This window comes from Vibrio sp. VPAP30 (genome assembly GCF_001188205.1).
GTDB lineage: Bacteria > Pseudomonadota > Gammaproteobacteria > Enterobacterales > Vibrionaceae > Vibrio > Vibrio bivalvicida.
Map to the genome: position 1 here is coordinate 475,534 of NZ_LBLS01000013.1, position 16,974 is coordinate 492,507.

Annotated in this window: 14 protein-coding genes and 1 pseudogene; 7 read left to right on the forward strand and 8 right to left on the reverse strand. The window is 46.4% G+C overall.

Going from position 1 to position 16,974, the window contains the following annotated elements; genetic code table 11:
* Window positions 1-14 precede the first annotated feature (14 nt).
* Window positions 15-671, reverse strand: a complete 657-nt coding sequence (locus ZX61_RS04055) for a hypothetical protein (protein ID WP_235431290.1) — start codon at window positions 669-671, stop codon at window positions 15-17.
* 414 nt (window positions 672-1,085) lie between these two features.
* On the opposite strand from ZX61_RS04055, the gene ZX61_RS04060 reads away from it, so the two are divergent.
* Window positions 1,086-2,669, forward strand: coding sequence for a S8 family peptidase (locus ZX61_RS04060; RefSeq protein ID WP_049843422.1), 1,584 nt, complete (start codon window positions 1,086-1,088; stop codon window positions 2,667-2,669).
* A gap of 83 nt (window positions 2,670-2,752) precedes the next feature.
* On the opposite strand, the gene ZX61_RS04065 is transcribed toward ZX61_RS04060, so the two are convergent.
* The 6 genes from ZX61_RS04065 to puuE all read right to left on the reverse strand — a co-directional run bounded on the left by ZX61_RS04065 (window position 2,753) and on the right by puuE (window position 9,233).
* Window positions 2,753-4,672, reverse strand: coding sequence for a methyl-accepting chemotaxis protein (locus tag ZX61_RS04065; RefSeq protein WP_049843423.1), 1,920 nt, complete (start codon window positions 4,670-4,672; stop codon window positions 2,753-2,755).
* 140 nt (window positions 4,673-4,812) lie between these two features.
* On the reverse strand, window positions 4,813-6,114 hold the full coding sequence (locus tag ZX61_RS04070; protein ID WP_049843424.1) for a urate hydroxylase PuuD: 1,302 nt from the start codon (window positions 6,112-6,114) through the stop codon (window positions 4,813-4,815).
* 11 nt (window positions 6,115-6,125) lie between these two features.
* Complete coding sequence (locus ZX61_RS04075) at window positions 6,126-6,689, reverse strand: ureidoglycolate lyase (protein ID WP_049843425.1); 564 nt, start codon at window positions 6,687-6,689, stop codon at window positions 6,126-6,128.
* 14 nt (window positions 6,690-6,703) lie between these two features.
* Window positions 6,704-7,690, reverse strand: coding sequence for an allantoicase (gene alc, locus ZX61_RS04080; protein ID WP_049843426.1), 987 nt, complete (start codon window positions 7,688-7,690; stop codon window positions 6,704-6,706).
* Between the two features lie 102 nt (window positions 7,691-7,792).
* Window positions 7,793-8,308, reverse strand: a complete 516-nt coding sequence (gene uraD, locus ZX61_RS04085; RefSeq protein WP_049843427.1) for a 2-oxo-4-hydroxy-4-carboxy-5-ureidoimidazoline decarboxylase — start codon at window positions 8,306-8,308, stop codon at window positions 7,793-7,795.
* Window position 8,309: 1 nt separating this feature from the next.
* Window positions 8,310-9,233, reverse strand: coding sequence for an allantoinase PuuE (puuE, locus tag ZX61_RS04090; RefSeq protein WP_049843428.1), 924 nt, complete (start codon window positions 9,231-9,233; stop codon window positions 8,310-8,312).
* A 352-nt stretch (window positions 9,234-9,585) separates the two neighbouring features.
* Between puuE and uraH the strand changes: the two genes are divergently transcribed.
* The 4 genes from uraH to ZX61_RS04110 all read left to right on the forward strand — a co-directional run bounded on the left by uraH (window position 9,586) and on the right by ZX61_RS04110 (window position 14,510).
* Window positions 9,586-9,939: a hydroxyisourate hydrolase gene (gene uraH / locus ZX61_RS04095; RefSeq protein ID WP_049843429.1), complete on the forward strand. Its 354-nt coding sequence runs from the start codon at window positions 9,586-9,588 to the stop codon at window positions 9,937-9,939.
* A gap of 136 nt (window positions 9,940-10,075) precedes the next feature.
* A complete protein-coding gene (locus ZX61_RS04100; RefSeq protein WP_006880329.1) occupies window positions 10,076-11,419 on the forward strand; it encodes an NCS2 family permease in 1,344 nt (447 codons plus the stop codon).
* A gap of 158 nt (window positions 11,420-11,577) precedes the next feature.
* Window positions 11,578-12,984, forward strand: a complete 1,407-nt coding sequence (locus ZX61_RS04105) for a nucleobase:cation symporter-2 family protein (RefSeq protein WP_049843430.1) — start codon at window positions 11,578-11,580, stop codon at window positions 12,982-12,984.
* 164 nt (window positions 12,985-13,148) lie between these two features.
* Window positions 13,149-14,510: an 8-oxoguanine deaminase gene (locus tag ZX61_RS04110; protein ID WP_049843431.1), complete on the forward strand. Its 1,362-nt coding sequence runs from the start codon at window positions 13,149-13,151 to the stop codon at window positions 14,508-14,510.
* Between the two features lie 56 nt (window positions 14,511-14,566).
* Here the strand turns inward: ZX61_RS04110 and ZX61_RS04115 are convergent, their stop codons facing one another.
* Entirely contained in the window at window positions 14,567-15,268 is a 702-nt protein-coding gene (locus ZX61_RS04115) for an NAD(P)-dependent oxidoreductase (RefSeq protein WP_049843432.1), read from the reverse strand.
* A 113-nt stretch (window positions 15,269-15,381) separates the two neighbouring features.
* Here ZX61_RS04115 and ZX61_RS04120 point away from each other — a divergent pair, with 113 nt between their 5' ends.
* Together ZX61_RS04120 and ZX61_RS04125 are read left to right on the forward strand one after the other, a co-directional pair.
* Window positions 15,382-16,269 (forward strand): LysR family transcriptional regulator, encoded by an 888-nt coding sequence (locus ZX61_RS04120; RefSeq protein WP_049843433.1) that lies wholly within the window; start codon window positions 15,382-15,384, stop codon window positions 16,267-16,269.
* Window positions 16,270-16,443: 174 nt separating this feature from the next.
* Window positions 16,444-16,974: pseudogene (locus tag ZX61_RS04125) on the forward strand (transposase); the annotation flags it as partial.

Here is a 16,974-nt window from a genome sequence, read left to right on the forward strand (position 1 = left end):
TCAATACGCTGAAATTAGAATGCAAAGCTTGGCGTATTAAAGCCGAAATGTTCAAGTTGCTGTGGGGACATGTAATAGATTCCCTCTGCAGACGCTGCATGCATGGTAAACCAATAGAATTCTTCTGGTTTACTTAGCCCAATATCTTGGTAATACTCAATATACGGCTGATGTTCTGGGCTGCTTTTGGGTAGGTTCACTCCACCAACCACTTTTCCATCATCATCTTCGAAAGCCCACGAGTGAACGCCAATTTTGGCGCCTTTTTCCGCCTTTCTGGTCACCCCAGAAAGAAATAGATCCGTCCCTCCTGACTCAACGATCCCCTTATCGTCTAAGTAAGTACTGATCCCCACCTGATGAATCATCTTCGATAAACGAAGGTTGGTTTCATCGTCGACAGAGCCGGGAATTTCCATTAATCGCAGAAGCTTTACTTTCGGGTACAGTTTTGTCATTTGTTCAAATGCAGTGTACGACCCCGAACAGATAACACCATTGACTCGTGCCTGTTCAAAAGAAGAATCGACGGTAAAAGTTAAAGGCTCAAAATCATACTCTTCAGCTTCTTGGCACTGCGACTGGAAGACATAGGGAGCGAGATTATCTTTTGAAGAGTGACAAGCTGTAAGTGCGGTAACGGTGATAAATAGCGGGATTAAGGGTTTCAATTTCAGCTCCAAAACCATTCATTTCTATTGTGAATAGTTTATTGAGCTATTGGTTATCAATATATATGGATGTTGTAAGGCTTTGTCATCAAGTGTCAAAGGTTAAAAAGACCAAGCACCTTTAATGATCACGGGTATATATAGCACTATTTTAAAAAATGGCAGCATAAAAACACCACACTTTGATATCTAGCCAATCAATATGAATTTACCTTACTATCAATTTCACAAATCTAGTAAATGGTACTCAAATTTATAAACCCAACTAAATTTAAAATGAAACTAGTTGCTTATAGGGATACTTTTGAGAAGTGTCGATGAATTACGTTATAGACATAAGAATCGACAAAACATGCTTGTTGTTTGTAGTAGGCCATGTTCAACAATCTCTTATACCATTCAAAGGAAAGTTAAATGTTTAAGAAACTATTAAGTTGTTGTATCGCCTCTTCACTTTCAGTGATCTCTAGCTCTGCCTTAGCAGAACAAATAGAGGTTCAGGTTAACCAGCCAGAAAGTGAAATACTTGCCCCGCTGTTGATGGCATCAGAAAACAAAGGAATAGAGAACCAATACATTGTCGTGTTAAAGCAACCTTTATCGCTCAGCAATGACAACCCACAAGCGATGCAACAATTTACGCAACAAGTCGTTACTAGCTTAGAGAACGAGCACGTTTTGCAAATCAGTAAAGTGTTCGACCGCTCAATCAGTGGATTTGTTGCCACCCTTTCACCACAACAGCTCAAAGCACTTCGCTCAGACGCACAGGTTGATTTTATCGAACAAGATCGAGTGATCTCTATCGATCCTGTGATTTCAACGAATGCCAATCAAAGCAACGCCATTTGGGGGCTAGATAGGATTGATCAACGTAGCCTGCCACTGAACAATAGTTACAACTATAACTACGATGGTTCTGGTGTCACGGCTTATGTCATAGATACCGGGGTAACGACAACGCACGCAGAGTTTGGTGGTCGCGCAACATCAGGCTACGACTTTGTCGACAATGACAGTGATGCGACTGACTGTAATGGGCACGGAACCCACGTTGCTGGTACCATCGGCGGTACACAGTATGGCGTGGCGAAGAACGTCAATATTGTCGGTGTCCGTGTATTGAGTTGTAGCGGTTCAGGTTCAACTTCCGGGGTAATTGGTGGTGTTGACTGGGTTGCAGCCAACGCATCGGGCCCTTCAGTCGCCAACATGAGCTTAGGTGGCGGCGTGTCTACCGCGCTCGATAGAGCCGTTGCTAACGCTGTTCAATCAGGTATTAGCTTTATGCTAGCGGCTGGTAACTCTAATGCTGACGCTTGTAATTCGTCTCCTGCACGTGAACCTAGCGGTGTAACTGTTGGCTCAACCACAAGTAATGATAGCCGCTCTAGCTTCTCTAACTGGGGCAGCTGTGTTGATGTATTTGCTCCGGGATCGAGCATTAAGTCTGCTTGGTATGATGGCGGCTACCGTACAATCAGTGGCACGTCTATGGCAACGCCACATGTCGCCGGTGTTGCAGCCTTATACCTACAAGAAAACAGTTCTCTCTCTCCAGCACAAGTGGCAGCTCTGATTAGCGAGCGAGCAAGTGTCGATAAAGTGAGCGACACACGCGGTACAGTGAATAAACTGCTTTATAGCCAAACAGATGGTGGCTGTGAGCCTGACTGTACAACTCCAAATCCTGACGGCGAACTCAAAAATGGAGTCCCTGTGTCTGGAATTAGCGGCTCTCGTGGTGACCAGAAGCATTTCTATATTGATGTAGCTGCAGGTCAAACCCTTACTGTCACAACAAGTGGTGGTAGCGGTGATGCAGACTTGTTCCTCCGCTATGGTGCTAAACCTACCACTAGCTCTTGGGATTGCCGACCATACCGTTACGGTAACAATGAAACTTGTACTGTCTCTAACACCCAAAGTGGTCGTTATTACATTATGCTCAACGGATACAGTAGTTTCAGTGGTGTTAGCGTAGTGGCTAACCACTAGTTGATCGCACTCTAACTTAACAATAATGGCCAGACAGATTTACTGCTGGCCATTTAGTATAACTTGTTGCTCTCACTGCAATGCTAAAACTTAAATTTAGCCACCAATTGACTTAAAGATTCTGCATTTCTCTTCAAACTAACGCAGTGTTGCGAGGTTTGTGTGACCATCTCTGTATTGCTTTTTGCTACATCGGCAATACTTTCAACGTGCGGTGCAATCTCATTGATCACCTGAGACTGTTGGCCTGTTGCGGTGGCAGTCTGTGCACTGAGTTGATTGATCTCCTCAACAATATTGCTGATGGAGGCAAGGTGGTGTTCAGACTCTTGAGCTGCTGCGAGGCATTCGCTACCAATTTTGTGGCTCTGACTGACTTCGCTAACGACTGTGTTACTCAATCCTTGTAAGTTTTCAATGATGGTACGAATTTCACTGGCAGACTCATGGGTTCGAGACGCTAATGTTCTTACTTCATCGGCAACAACAGCAAAGCCACGGCCTTGCTCACCTGCTCGAGCGGCTTCGATTGCAGCGTTTAATGCCAGTAGATTGGTTTGCTCTGATACACCACTGATAACATCCAGCACTGTATCAATGGCATTGATATCATTAGATAGCTTTCCGATACTTTGATTACTCTGCTCTAACTGCTGGCTCATAGCTTCAGTACGTGCGTATGTTTTGCTCACTGAGCTGAGTCCGTTTTTCACCTCTAACGTGGTTTTATGGACGTTGTCTGAAGTATGGTTGGCGTTATTGGCAATCTCTTCAGAGCTGGCACTCATCTCATGAACCGCGGTTGCTACCTGGTCAATATTGTGTTCTTGACCATGGATCTGCTGTTTCATTTCGTTAGCTTGTTGATCTATCTGATTGATGGTTACAACCAGTTCTTTACGCGCTCTTTCTATTTCTTGTAAAACGTTGCCCATATAGGCGACAAACTGATTGTACCCCTTGGCAATGTTACCGACTTCATCACGGCGACTTTCATCCAATCGTTGAGTCAGATCGCCACCGCCGCCACCAATTTCAAGCAGTAGTTGTGCTGTGGTTGAGAGTGGTTTAAGCAAGATATGCGTCATATATGCGCTGATAATGATAAACAGCAATGCTACAGAGCCGCCGACCCAAATCATCGTTTCGATGAAATAGTTGATCTCGGTGAGCACTTCAGCCGTCGGTTGAACGGAAATCAGCACCCAATCAAGTTGTGGCAGGGCCATCAAACCAACGATCGTCGATGTTTGTTCAAGCTTTGATTCATGTATAACAGGCGCTGTTCCAGCTAAAGTTTGCAGCTCAGGTGTCAATGCACCAAGACCAATATCAGCCAACTGCTTTCCAACTTGCTGCGTACTAGGGTGCACCTTCACCTCACCGCTCTTGTCGACCAACATAAGTCGACCTGAATCGCCTAGAGAGTAGTTAGCAACAGTATTGCCTAAATTTTCGAGCGACAGACCAATCCCCGTCACTCCCACGCGGCGGCCTTGGCTGATCACAACATGGTTAACAAAAACCGTTGCGATACCTGTAGCATCATCGATATCAATCGACAGCTCGACCTGCTTATCGCCATTGAGAAAACCATAAAACCATTGGTCATCCGCTGATGAACTCGACATAGATTTGAGCTTTCCACTTGGCAAATAGTAGCTGTCGTCGACAGTGGTAACGAAAAAGGCCGTTAAGGCATTAAACTGCTGCTTGAACGAGGCGAGTTGTGCACTGATTTTTCCACTATCTTGACCGTCAAAATCCGTAAGTGGTTGTAGCTGAGACATCACTTCAGCAACAACCAACGGCTTTTCTAGCTCCAGTTGAATTTGGTTACTGACCTCTCCCAACGCCGCTGGCATCTGCTGTGAATAAGTTTTGTCGAGGATAATCTTCTGCCCCTGACTGACGGTAATGCTAATTAGCACCACTATGACAAGAATCACTGCCATCACCGTAGCCAAGATAGTCTTGTGTCGAATACTTAATGCAGTTGCCATCACTTGTCACTCCTTTTAGCGGTATAAAAAACCCCGGAACAGGGGCCGGGGGATCTCACTTGAGATAAATAGCGGGAAATACCACGTTTGCATGAATCACGCTTATCGGGCTTGCAATCCGATAAACGAGATAAGTTGGGTTAGTTGATTACTGACCCTTGTTCTACCCAGTCACCGACGAGAACACGTTCGTCATCTGTCATTTGGGTCAAATTACCTAATGGCATGTATTTAGTATTTACAGTTTGCGCTATACGTGGACCATTGGCTTGAATCTCTTGAGGTGTATCTAAGATCACTCCGGCTGGTGCAGCGGCAAAGGCAGCATGGGTCGGCGTTGCAGAGTGACATACAGAGCAGCGCTCTTGAATGACCTTATTGATTGCTGCAAAACTGACACCGCTAGGCGCCGCAGCCTCCGATGCCGACGCTTCTGTTTGCCCATGATTTTCTGATGCCGCTGCCACCGTGTCTGCTGAGCTTGTTGCAGGTTGTGCTGTTGCTTCAACCGCAACTGGCGCTTTAGCCACTGGGGCAGCCGCTTTCTTAGCATACGGTGAGGTTACAAACGCAAGTGTCACCATACCTAACGCAGCGACAGGAACCGTCCAAGCGAATCTCTGGCTACCATGACGAGTATTGAAGTAATGGCGCACTAAGATACTGAAGATTGCCAAACCTGCGAGTATTGCCCAGTTGTACTCCGAGCCATAGGTGCTCGGGAAATGGTTACTGATCATAATGAACAGCACAGGCAAGGTTAGGTAGTTGTTGTGACGAGAACGCAGCAAGCCTTTCGCTGGTAGCGCTGGGTCTGGCTCGCGGTTTTCTTCAATAGCACTCACTAAGTTGCGCTGTGCAGGCATGATAACGCGGAACACGTTACCGACCATGATCGTACCGATGATTGCACCAACGTGAATATAAGCGCCGCGACCACTGAAGACTTGAGCTAAACCATAAGCCGCGCCAACCAAGAGCACGAATAGAACCGCACCTAATAGCATTGGCGTTTTACCTAGTGGTGAATCACACAACAAGTCATAGATAAACCAGCCAGCAACCAAAGCACCTACACCAATGGCAATCGCCGTCGTTGGTGATAGACCCGAGCCTGGTGCAATCAAATAGATCTCAGCGTTTAAGTAGTAAACCACTGCCAATAGCAACACACCGGTGATCCAAGTGAAGTACGCTTCCCATTTAAACCAGTGCAAATGCTCTGGCATTTCTGGTGGCGCAAGTTTGTATTTTTCTAGGTGGTAGATACCACCGCCGTGAATCGCCCAAAGGTCACCAGAAAGGCCCGTTTTTGGGTTGACGCGGTTTAGGTTGTTCTCCAACCAAACAAAGTAGAATGAAGCACCAATCCATGCGATGCCAACTATCATGTGAACCCAGCGAATCGCTAGATTCAACCACTCCGTGATATGTGGATCCATAATTTACTCCTTTACAGCGCTTGTTCCATGCGCTGTTTTTCTTCCAGCTTGTTGTTGCTCGGTAGATCGTCCAAATGCAGTGAGACTAAGTCGTTCTCGAAGTAGACTTCATCGCAGTTATGCCCTTCACCACCTCGGTCGACGATAAGAAACTGATCTTGGTCAGTTAGGGCTAACACTGGGTGATGCCAAACGCCTTTGTGGTAGTTCACACCTTGACGTCCACTGCTCAAGAACGCTCGGCATGACTTCAGACTTGGCTGATCCCCTTTTGGCGCAACAACAATAAGATACGGTTGACCAAGCAACGGAACGAAAGCTTGCGATCCTAAAGGATGGCGCTCTAACATTTTTATCGTTAACGGATAGCTAAGCGGCGTCGCTTGAAAGATACTGATGATGGCTTCACCACCTTGTTCTTGTACATCGGTGCTCGCTAGCTTGTGATAACGACGAGTCGAGCCATTGTTGATCATAAAGTAGTCGCTATTGTCTACTTCAATCACATCCCCAAACTCAGCAAATGCTTGCTTGGTCAAAGGTTCGATAGTTAAACGGCGAATTCCATTGCTCATATTACTTCCCTCGCTTATTTCGCTTTAGTGCCAAACAAACGCAAACGGCTGATACCGCCATCAGGGAAAATATTGAGGCGAATATGAGTCACAGCGCCAAGATCATTCACCTCTGAGCTGAACTCGTGAATGTCATGTGCCTTGAGCTTTTGCGCAGGCAAGAGCTCGCGCCAGAAGAGACTCTGAGTCGCAACTTGATCATCCGTTCCACCTTTCACATACGCCGCTTGAATTGAGCAGCTGTCAGGGAAGTTACCTTTAAAGTGAGCCGTATCGACAACCACTCGGTCAATGTTGCCAGCATGTCCCAGTGCAACAATCACCCAGTCATTGCCCGGAGTACGGCGGCGGGCTGTTTCCCAACCATCACCCATATTCTCACCGCGACCTGGGCCAAGAATGTTAGACTTGTTGCCGTAGTGTTCATCACTACATACCAAAGCGCGACCGCCATTTTCAACCGCAGCAAGGTCGACTTTCTGTTGGCTATCGATGCGATCCCAATCAACGCTAGGTCGACCATAAACACGTAAACGCGCAACACCACCATCTGGATAAATGTTGAGACGCAAGTGAGTAAACACTTCATCACTTTCTATTTGTTCAAGATGATGATGATCGCCTTGCAAACCCATAGAAGGCAGAATCTCTTGCCACTCGGTTGCGTCAGTTGGATCACCGTCTGGGGAATAACAGGCATCTATCGAAGCCGACGGCGGGAAGTTACCCGTGAAGAAAGAAGTGTCAATATCGACACCTGCAATCGTCCCCGCAAGACCTAAACGAATGACACAGTAATCGTAGCCTTCACCACGCTTACGGCGGCTTTCCCAGCCATCCATCCATTTGCCATTGTCATCGTAAAGATCATCTTTCCATTCCGGTGCTTCACGGCGCAAAAGTCGGCTCTTATCAGCAAAGAAGTCGTCGGTAGCGTAGATAGCTTCTGCGCCCAGTTTATCGTCAGCAAGGTTAATGTATTGTTCTATATCTAAGGACATGTCCTTATCCTTCCAATTATTCAAAAATAGGTTAAGTGAGTAAGCTCTTATCGAGCGCTATACCAATTGGTATTAAAGCGAGATAGTCGACAACTCTGTGACTTACATATCTCGTAGGCGAAACAGTGCGATCTTGTTGATCTCTTGAATCGCGGTAGCAAACTCAGTGTCACTATCATTGCCTAATCGCTTCTCGAAGGATTCAAGAATTTGGTAACGATTGGCCCCTTTCACTGCCATGATGAAGGGAAAGTTGAAGCGGCTTTTGTAACTGTCGTTGTACGTAGTGAATTTTTCGAACTCTTCTGCTGAGCACTGATCAATGCCTGCACCAGCTTGTTCCGCAGTGGATGCGGCGGTAAGTTCGCCGTTAATTGCTGCTCGCCCCGCTAAATCTGGGTGAGCATTTATAAGTGCAAGTTGTTTTACTTTCTCTGCTTCTAATAGCGTTTCAGCCATTCTTATGTGCAGGTTTGAAACAAAGTTATCCTGATCTGATAGTCCTTGATCGTAAACGGCTTCTGCCACCCAAGGGCTATGCTCATACACATCGCCAAAGTGGGAGACAAATTCCGTACGTTCCATTTGAGATGGTTTGCAAAAACGAAATTCAGTCATGCTATTTTCCCTTTTTTGGTGTGTATGGATGGTGCTCGTGCCAATGGCGAGCAATATCAACACGGCGACATAACCACACGTCGTCATGTTGTTTAACGTAATCTAGGAAGCGCTTTAACGATGCGATACGACCCGGTCTACCGATCAGGCGGCAATGCAGACCAACCGACATCATCTTGGGGGCAGTCGCACCTTCAGCGTATAGAGTATCGAATGTGTCCTTTAGGTATTGGTAGAACTGTTCACCTGAGTTAAAGCCTTGCACAGTGGCAAAGCGCATATCGTTGACGTCAAGCGTGTAAGGAATCACTAACTGAGGCTGACCTGCTTCGGTATGCCAATACGGTAAATCGTCGTCGTAGGCATCAGAGTCATAGAGGAAACCACCTTCGTCTGCGACTAACTTGCGGGTGTTAGGGCCAGTGCGACCTGTATACCAACCAAGCGGCCTTTCACCAGTGATCGCTTTGATGATTTCAATCGCTTTCATCATATGGTCGCGCTCTTGCGACTCATCCATGTATTGGTAATCAATCCAGCGATAGCCATGGCTACAAATCTCATGCCCCGCTTGAACCATGGCCTCTGCTACATCGGGATGACGTTCAATCGCCATCGCTACTGCGAATACGGTCAGTGGGATCTCGTACTCATCAAAGAGCTTTAACACACGCCACACACCTGCGCGGCTGCCATACTCATAGATTGATTCCATGCTGATGTGTCGCTCACCTTTAATCGGCTGCGCGGCTGGAATCTCTGACAGAAAGGCTTCGGACTCATCATCCCCATGTAAAAGGCAGCGCTCACCACCCTCTTCGTAATTCAACACAAACGACACGGCGATACGAGCACCACCTGGCCATTTAGGGTGAGGAGGATTCGCCCCATAGCCAATCAGGTCTCGTGAATAATCCTTATCCATTCAGGCTCTCCTTAAATACAAGACACTTTGTCTTTATGCCTTCTTAAACTTCATACATTCATTGTATACAATAAATTATCTTAATGTAAAGATTTTGTTGTTGAAGTTAATTCACGTAAACAAAAGCTATTTTATCAATAAGTTACCTACGCTTAGGCTCAAATAGTTATCTAGCTCGATCTCACAAAACTGATTTTTGCTCACTTTCGTTAGTAACAAAATTATAACATCAAGCTTTACTATCCGAATATTTTGTGTACATATATAGGTAACAGAAGCAAGTTTAAAACAACTTTGTGTACAATTTAAAATCAATAAACGCTAAGGAGAGCGCTGGGCGCGAATAACAATTATGGGCAAATTAACTACACACGTATTGGATACAATGCACGGCGTTCCCGGTGCAAATATTCAAGTTGAGCTGTTCCGTGTTGAAGAGGGCAGCCTGACCAAGATTAAAACGGTCACCACCAACTTTGATGGTCGAACTGATGAACCAGTGCTAGAAGGCGACGAGCTTGTGACAGGCAAATATCAACTGGTATTCCATGTTGCCGATTACTACAAGAACCAAGATGTCGACCTTGGTGAAATCCCATTCCTAGATGACGTTGTGATTCGCTTTGGTCTAGGAGAAACAGGTGCACATTACCACGTGCCTTTGCTTGTTTCGCCGTACAGCTTCTCTACCTATCGTGGAAGCTAACCAAAGTAATCAGCAATAGATAACCCTAACAACGTCATACATATCAATCGGGAGAATTGGAGTCTGCAACAACACCATCAAGATGCAGAAAGCGGTATTCAATTTCAGAAACACCAAAACAAAAGGACTTGCTGACATGAATGAAAGCAAAGCAGAAGTGCTTAACAACGAAAGCCAATCGGGTGGCTTACTAGAGCGCTTTTTCAAACTGAAAGCACATGGAACCAGTGTTAAAAACGAAATGATCGGGGGGATCACCACTTTTGCCACTATGGCATATATCATTTTCGTTAACCCTCAAATCATGGCGGCTTCAGGGATGGATTCTGGCGCGGTCTTCGTTGCAACCTGTATTGGTGCAGCGATTGGCTGTCTGTTAATGGGGCTCTTTGCCAACTGGCCTGTCGGTTTGGCGCCGGGCATGGGCCTTAACGCCTTTTTCTCTTTCACTGTGGTTAGTGAAATGGGCTACAGTTGGGAAGTGGCGCTTGGTGCGGTATTCCTCTCTGGTATCCTATTTGTCGGGATGAGCTTCTACAAAATACGTCAATGGATCATTGAAAGTATTCCAGAGAGTTTACGCTTCTCAATGACCGCAGGTGTTGGTCTTTTCTTAGGTCTTATCGGGCTTAAAACCGCAGGCATTGTTGTAGAGAACCCAGCTACTTTGGTTTCACTTGGCGACTTCACTAAACCTGATGCCATGCTTGCCGCTATCGCTTTCTTAATCATTGCGGTACTCAGTGAGCGTAAAGTGTTCGGTGCGGTACTGATCGGGATTTTGAGCGTCACTGTCGTTGGCATGATGTTAGGTCTCGTTCAGTACAACGGCTTCTTTGCTGCACCGCCAAGTATTGCACCTACCTTTATGGCAATGGACATCTCTGGCGCGTTTAACATCTCAATGGTCAGCGTCATCTTAGCCTTCTTGTTCGTTAATATGTTCGACACCGCAGGCACACTGATGGGTGTTGCAGAACGTGCGCATCTGGTAAACAAAGAAACAGGCAAGATCGAAGGGCTTAGCAAGGCGTTAAAAGCCGATTCTATCTCTAGTGTTGCAGGTGCATGTGTCGGCTGTCCACCTGTAACTAGTTACGTAGAGAGTGCTGCAGGTGTAGCTGCAGGGGCTCGTACAGGTCTGTCAGCCATTGTGGTAGCAGCACTGTTCTTAGCCGCTATTTTCCTTTCACCTTTGGCAGGTATGATCCCAGCTTACGCCACTGCAGGTGCACTAATCTACGTCGCGTTCGTAATGATGAGCAGTATGCAGCATGTCGATTGGAAAGATTTTACCAATGGCGCTCCGGCTGCGATTACGGCCCTGATGATGCCGCTTACTTTCTCAATTGCAAACGGTATTGCTCTTGGCTTTATTACTTACACAGTACTGAAAGTCGCGACAGGAAAAACCAAAGATGTCTCCATCTCAATGTACATCCTGACTGTCGTCTTCGTCGCTAAGCTTATCTACATCTAATTTCTAGGGTCTGATGACCCTAATTATCCTTGTGAAAACTAGCCTGAGCATGGGTTCGGGCTAGCTTCCTATACGAAAAATTCGTGACCCTACGTAGTTTGTAGAAGTCAATTGTCCAATCTACGAGAGAAAAATGGATTCTCTCTGAGGTATAACCAATGAAACTTCTGTATACACTCAACCAAAAGCCGCCACACGGCATTACCTTGCTGCTGGCTTTACAACACATGCTGGCATCCATTGGTGGTATTGTGGCTGTGCCGCTCATTGTTGGCGCATCCATCGGACTGCCTAATGAAGAGATTGTCTCGCTAATCAATGCTGCCCTACTCGCTTCGGGTATCGTCACCATGGCGCAATGTATTGGTATCGGCCCTATCGGTATTCGTTTACCTGTTGTCATGGGCTCTAGTTTTGCTTTCCTAGGTGTGGCGATTGCCATTGGCCGCGAAGGCGGTGTCGCTAGCATCATGGGCTCGGCTTTAGTCGGTTCTCTAGTAGTGATTGTTGCTAGCTTTTATATGGACAAAGTCCGCAAGCTATTTCCAACGGTAGTGAGTGGCGTTGTTGTCACCCTAATCGGATTAACCATTTTGCCCGTTGCGATGAATTGGGTGGGTGATGCGCCCGCAGCGAGTGAAAACTTCGCAACTCTACCAAAGCTTTTCTTAGCCATCGTTTCACTGGGCATCGTGGTTGCGGTCTCGGTTTACTGTAAAGGCGCCGTTGCTGCATCTGCCATTGTTATTGGTCTGGCGGGCGGTTACATCGTCGCGCTATCTCTAGGTATGGTAAACCTCGATGATATTACTTCTGCCGCTTGGGTCGGTGGACCAGAGCCTCTTAAATACGGATTAAGCTTTCAAGCCAGCGCCATTGTGAGCATGAGCTTGGTTTATATTGTCGTCATTGCTGAAGCAACGGGTGACTTTATGGCCCTAGCAAACAACTGTAATAAACAAATCTCGGGCAAAGATCTGCAACGCGGTCTGCTTGGTGATGGCTTAGGCAGTACGCTTTCTTCGATCTTAACCGCTATGCCACTGGCTTCTTTCAGTCAAAACGTTGGGATAGTGGGCATTACTGGTGTAGCGAGTCGATATGTTGTTGCAGCAACAGGTGGACTACTGATTTTAGGCGGCTTGTTCCCTAAACTTGCGGCCGTTGCGGTGACCATTCCTAAACCGGTTCTTGGCGGTGTTGGTTTTGTTATGTTTGGTATGATTGCCTACGCAGGTATTCGCATGCTGATTATGGCCGCAGACACCAAACGAAATGCACTGGTTATCTGTGTTGGATTGGCATCAGGCTTAGCCGTGACTTTTGAACCTCGTTTACTTCAACACTTACCGCACGATATTGCTAATTTCCTGCACTCTGGCATTACCACGGGCACCATAGCAACGGTTCTTCTTCATCAACTTCTTCCTAAGTCTTCCAACAAAGAAGTTCGTGAAGCACTGACTGAGAGTAAGGTTCAAGTCGAAGAAAAGATCATTCGAAAATCTGATGATGAAGCGCCACAAGAGGTGCAAAGCAAACTTGAAGCAAAGACCACTGAATAAACTCACTTTAATCACAACAAAGGTATCAAAAGGAGACCTAAGCTCACTGACATCAATCTGAGCTTAACAACAATAACACCGCTAGTATTTGCTAGCTTAACTGTAACTAAAACGTTTAAGACCCTCTCCCCTGAAATGGCTGAGATGGCTAAGGACTATTATGAATGGAAACCATCTGGATTAAGAATCCACTGGCAATTTATACCGGAAACACGCAAGACGCCCAAGGTGGTCTCGTGGTTCAGGGAAACAAAGTTGTCGAACTTATCCCAAAGCATGGGACGCCGTCCCACTCAATTGATTATGTGGTTGAGGCCTCTCGGCATGTCGTCACACCTGGGCTCGTTAACGCCCACCACCATTTTTATCAAACCTTAACGCGCGCTTACCCTGACGCGTTAAACAAAGAACTGTTTCATTGGCTCAAAAGCCTGTATCCCGTCTGGGCAAACCTAGATGAAGAGATGATGAGTGTCGCGACTGAGCTTGCCTTAGTTGAGTTGATGCTGTCGGGTTGTACCACTGCTTCCGATCATCACTACTTGCTGCCAAACGGTTTAGAACACGCGATAGACTTGCAGGTCGAAGCGGCGCAAAAGCTTGGCGTCAGAGCCATCTTCACTCGTGGCTCAATGAGTTTAGGTGAAGAAGACGGCGGCTTACCGCCACAGCATACCATTCAAACCGAGCAAGCGATTGTCGATGACAGCTACCGTTTGATTCGCCAATACCACCAGCAACAAGAAGGGGCAATGACCCAAATCGCGCTCGCGCCATGCTCTCCTTTCTCCGTCACGACAGATTTGATGAAAGAAACTGCCCACATCGCCAAGCAAGAGAATGTCATGATGCACACCCATTTGTGCGAAACGCTGGATGAGGAAGATTTCTGTGTCGAGCAATTTGGTATGCGCCCGGTCGATTATCTCGAAGACGTCGGCTGGCTCAATGACAAAACTTGGCTTGCCCATGGTATCCATTTCAATAATGAAGAGATTCGCAGGCTAGGCCAAGCGGGCGTAGGCATTAGCCACTGCCCTACATCAAACATGATGCTTGCTTCAGGGATTTGTAAAAACAATGACCTAGAAGCCGCAGGTGTTAAAGTCGGCCTAGGCGTTGATGGCTCAGCCTCAAACGATGGCTCAAACATGATTGCCGAAGTGCGTATGGCGATGTACTTACAGCGCCTACAGTATGGCTCGGCAAACGTATCCCATTTTGATGCGCTGCGTTGGGCGACCAAAGGCTCAGCACAAGCGATGGGACGTAATGATATTGGCGAGCTTAGCGTGGGTAAACAGGCCGATATTGCGATGTTCAAACTCGACGATATTCGTTTCTCAGGCAGTCATGACCCTCTTGCGGCACTCCTATTATGTGGCGCTCAACAAGCCGACCGCGTGATGGTTGCGGGTCACTGGCGAGTAATGAACAGTGAAGTGATTGGCGTCGACATCCGTCAATTGATGGAACGCCATAAAGCTGCAGCATCAAGGCTAGCACGTAAAGCTTTAGGTGAGTAAACAATATAGCCCCAGTAGCTTGCTGGGGCTCTACATTTCTCGAATCACTCACGTACTTATGAGTTATATATTACGGGCATTTTACCACGCCATTTTTGCCAAAGAGTGGGGTCACTCACCAATCGACTCAAAGCATTGGCAACATTGATTCTGCTGGTTTCTCCGGCGTCAAACAAGGCACTACGTGTAGGGCTGTTGTGCCATTGGTATGGGCTTACGTCGCAACGGTCAATCAGCGTATCAGGTCGCACGATTGTCCATTCTAAAAGCGAGTTCAGTTTACGGCTGCGGTTTAATAACTCTGCTACCTTTTCATTATCACGATGTGGAGGAAGCAAACCTCGCAATAGAAGACATAACCACCTCTCTTGTCTGGACACTGTTTCATTAATGACGCGATTTCTCACCCCTGTGGAGCTCATTAAAGCTAACTTTAGTGGCTCGCTACGTTGAGGTGATATCACGGAAGCAATACGCAATATGCTGTCTCGAACCAACAATCGCGGTGCTCCATAAACACCTTGCAAAGTGAAGTTGTGGCCTAAACAACATATGCACGCTTGGCACTCTGCCACGATCCCTTCTAGTTCCTGAATGGGCATCGCTAGTGCCGTTGTTTGGTACTGAGTCAAATTCGAGTGCTCTGCTAATACGGTGATATTCCTAACTAAAGCAACCACATGGTGATTCGCATCAAGCAGTTGGCTAACAACCAGCTCCCCCGTCGCTCCAGTGGCTCCTAGTACCAGTATTTTCATTTCATATTCCTTTCGACTATCGCTTGCCCATTAGCTTATCAATTCAAAATCGTTTGGATATCCACTAAATATGCATGACAATCATTCAAATATGAATACCTAAGGAATTCGCTATGGAATGGAAACATATTAAATTTGATTGGAATCGCGCAAGAGCGTTTTTAGTCGTCGCTGAAGAGGGGTCATTTTCAGCAGCAGGCCGAGCCTTAAACATGAGTCAGCCGACGTTAGGGCGCCAAATTGCCGCATTTGAGGAAGAGCTCAAACTCACTCTTTTTGAGCGAGTGGGCAAAAAACTGGTACTGACAGATAGTGGTCAAATACTCTATCAACACGTCAACCAAATGGCTCAGTCTGCAAATCAAATGCTACTCGCGGCACTGGGGCAAGATGAAAGTCTCTCTGGAAAAGTGAGCATCTCTCTCACGGAACTTGATGCATTTTTCCGTTTTCCTCCATTTGTTAGCAAACTAAAGGAATATGCACCACAGATAAATATCGAGCTTGTCGTATCCAACCAAGTCAGTGACTTAAAGCGCAGAGAGGCCGATATAGCATTGCGCTATAAAAGACCTACTGATCTAGATCTAATTGCAAAAAAAATCGGTCACGAAACCGTTTATTTATACGGGCATAAAGATTTGGTAAAGAGCTTTCAAGACAGGTCCCCCAATGAGGTTGCAAACGTAACCATCATCGGATTTGATCAGGAAGAGTATCTACGCCAGCACCTAAAACGATCCGGTTGGGATCTCAAACACAACCCTTTTACCCTGGTCTGTAACAACCAGTTAGTGCAGTGGCAGTTAGTACTGTTAACTCGATCACTAATTCTTTTGCCAGAGCATATTGCTCGTAATAATCCTGATTTACGAATTGCTTTCAAAGAGCATTTTCAGCCCTTTGAACTAGATGCATGGCTTGTTTGTCATAGGGAATTACACACAAGTAGAAGAGTACGTATAGTGTTTGATTTCTTGGCTAAGCACTTAAGCTTATGAACTAACAATACGAGTAGAAAGGACACACGCTAGAAGTAGAAAGGACACACGCTTTAAAGGATGAAATAAGAGTGAGTTGTTGATACCTACGCCAAAGGTTCACTTAATGCGGGTTGCAGCTTTTTGGTGGCATTCTTAACCTCAATGGGTAAATCACCAAAGGGAGGCTTAAAGATGACAACTGCGAGAAAACAACAGATATGCGTTGATGCTACACCTTATTATCACTGCGTGTCTCGCTGTGTCAGGCGCAGCTTCCTGTGTGGGACTGATCCTGTCACCAAGCAAAATTATGAGCACCGTAGAGCGTGGGTGAAGCAAAAAATGATGGCACTAACGCAACTTTACTGCATCGACATCTGCGCCTACGCCATAATGAGTAACCACTACCACTTGGTCTTACACATCAATCGAGACAAAGCCCTAAACCTATCGTATCTTGAGGTGGTTGAGCGTTGGCAGAGGGGGCACAAACTGCCAAATATAGTAACGCGATGGTTAGAAGGGCAGCTAACCAGTAAGGCCGAACGTGAAGCGTGTTTAGCAATTATCGAATCTTGGCGCGAGCGACTATGGAACCTGAGTTGGTTTATGAAAGAGCTTAATTTTGAGATTGCCTGCCAAGCCAACAAAGAAGACCAATGCAAAGGACATTTCTGGGAAAGCCGCTTCAAAAGTCAGGCCTTGCTTGATGAGCAGGCGCTC

Excerpts from the sequence above, each read along its gene's own strand:
- ZX61_RS04060 (WP_049843422.1), top strand. The coding sequence starts at position 1,086 with ATGTTTAAGAAACTATTAAGTTGTTGTATCGCCTCTTCACTTTCAGTG.
- ZX61_RS04065 (WP_049843423.1), bottom strand. The coding sequence starts at position 4,672 with ATGGCAACTGCATTAAGTATTCGACACAAGACTATCTTGGCTACGGTG.
- ZX61_RS04070 (WP_049843424.1), bottom strand. The coding sequence starts at position 6,114 with ATGGATCCACATATCACGGAGTGGTTGAATCTAGCGATTCGCTGGGTT.
- ZX61_RS04075 (WP_049843425.1), bottom strand. The coding sequence starts at position 6,689 with ATGAGCAATGGAATTCGCCGTTTAACTATCGAACCTTTGACCAAGCAA.
- alc (WP_049843426.1), bottom strand. The coding sequence starts at position 7,690 with ATGTCCTTAGATATAGAACAATACATTAACCTTGCTGACGATAAACTG.
- uraD (WP_049843427.1), bottom strand. The coding sequence starts at position 8,308 with ATGACTGAATTTCGTTTTTGCAAACCATCTCAAATGGAACGTACGGAA.
- puuE (WP_049843428.1), bottom strand. The coding sequence starts at position 9,233 with ATGGATAAGGATTATTCACGAGACCTGATTGGCTATGGGGCGAATCCT.
- uraH (WP_049843429.1), top strand. The coding sequence starts at position 9,586 with ATGGGCAAATTAACTACACACGTATTGGATACAATGCACGGCGTTCCC.
- ZX61_RS04100 (WP_006880329.1), top strand. The coding sequence starts at position 10,076 with ATGAATGAAAGCAAAGCAGAAGTGCTTAACAACGAAAGCCAATCGGGT.
- ZX61_RS04105 (WP_049843430.1), top strand. The coding sequence starts at position 11,578 with ATGAAACTTCTGTATACACTCAACCAAAAGCCGCCACACGGCATTACC.
- ZX61_RS04110 (WP_049843431.1), top strand. The coding sequence starts at position 13,149 with ATGGAAACCATCTGGATTAAGAATCCACTGGCAATTTATACCGGAAAC.
- ZX61_RS04115 (WP_049843432.1), bottom strand. The coding sequence starts at position 15,268 with ATGAAAATACTGGTACTAGGAGCCACTGGAGCGACGGGGGAGCTGGTT.
- ZX61_RS04120 (WP_049843433.1), top strand. The coding sequence starts at position 15,382 with ATGGAATGGAAACATATTAAATTTGATTGGAATCGCGCAAGAGCGTTT.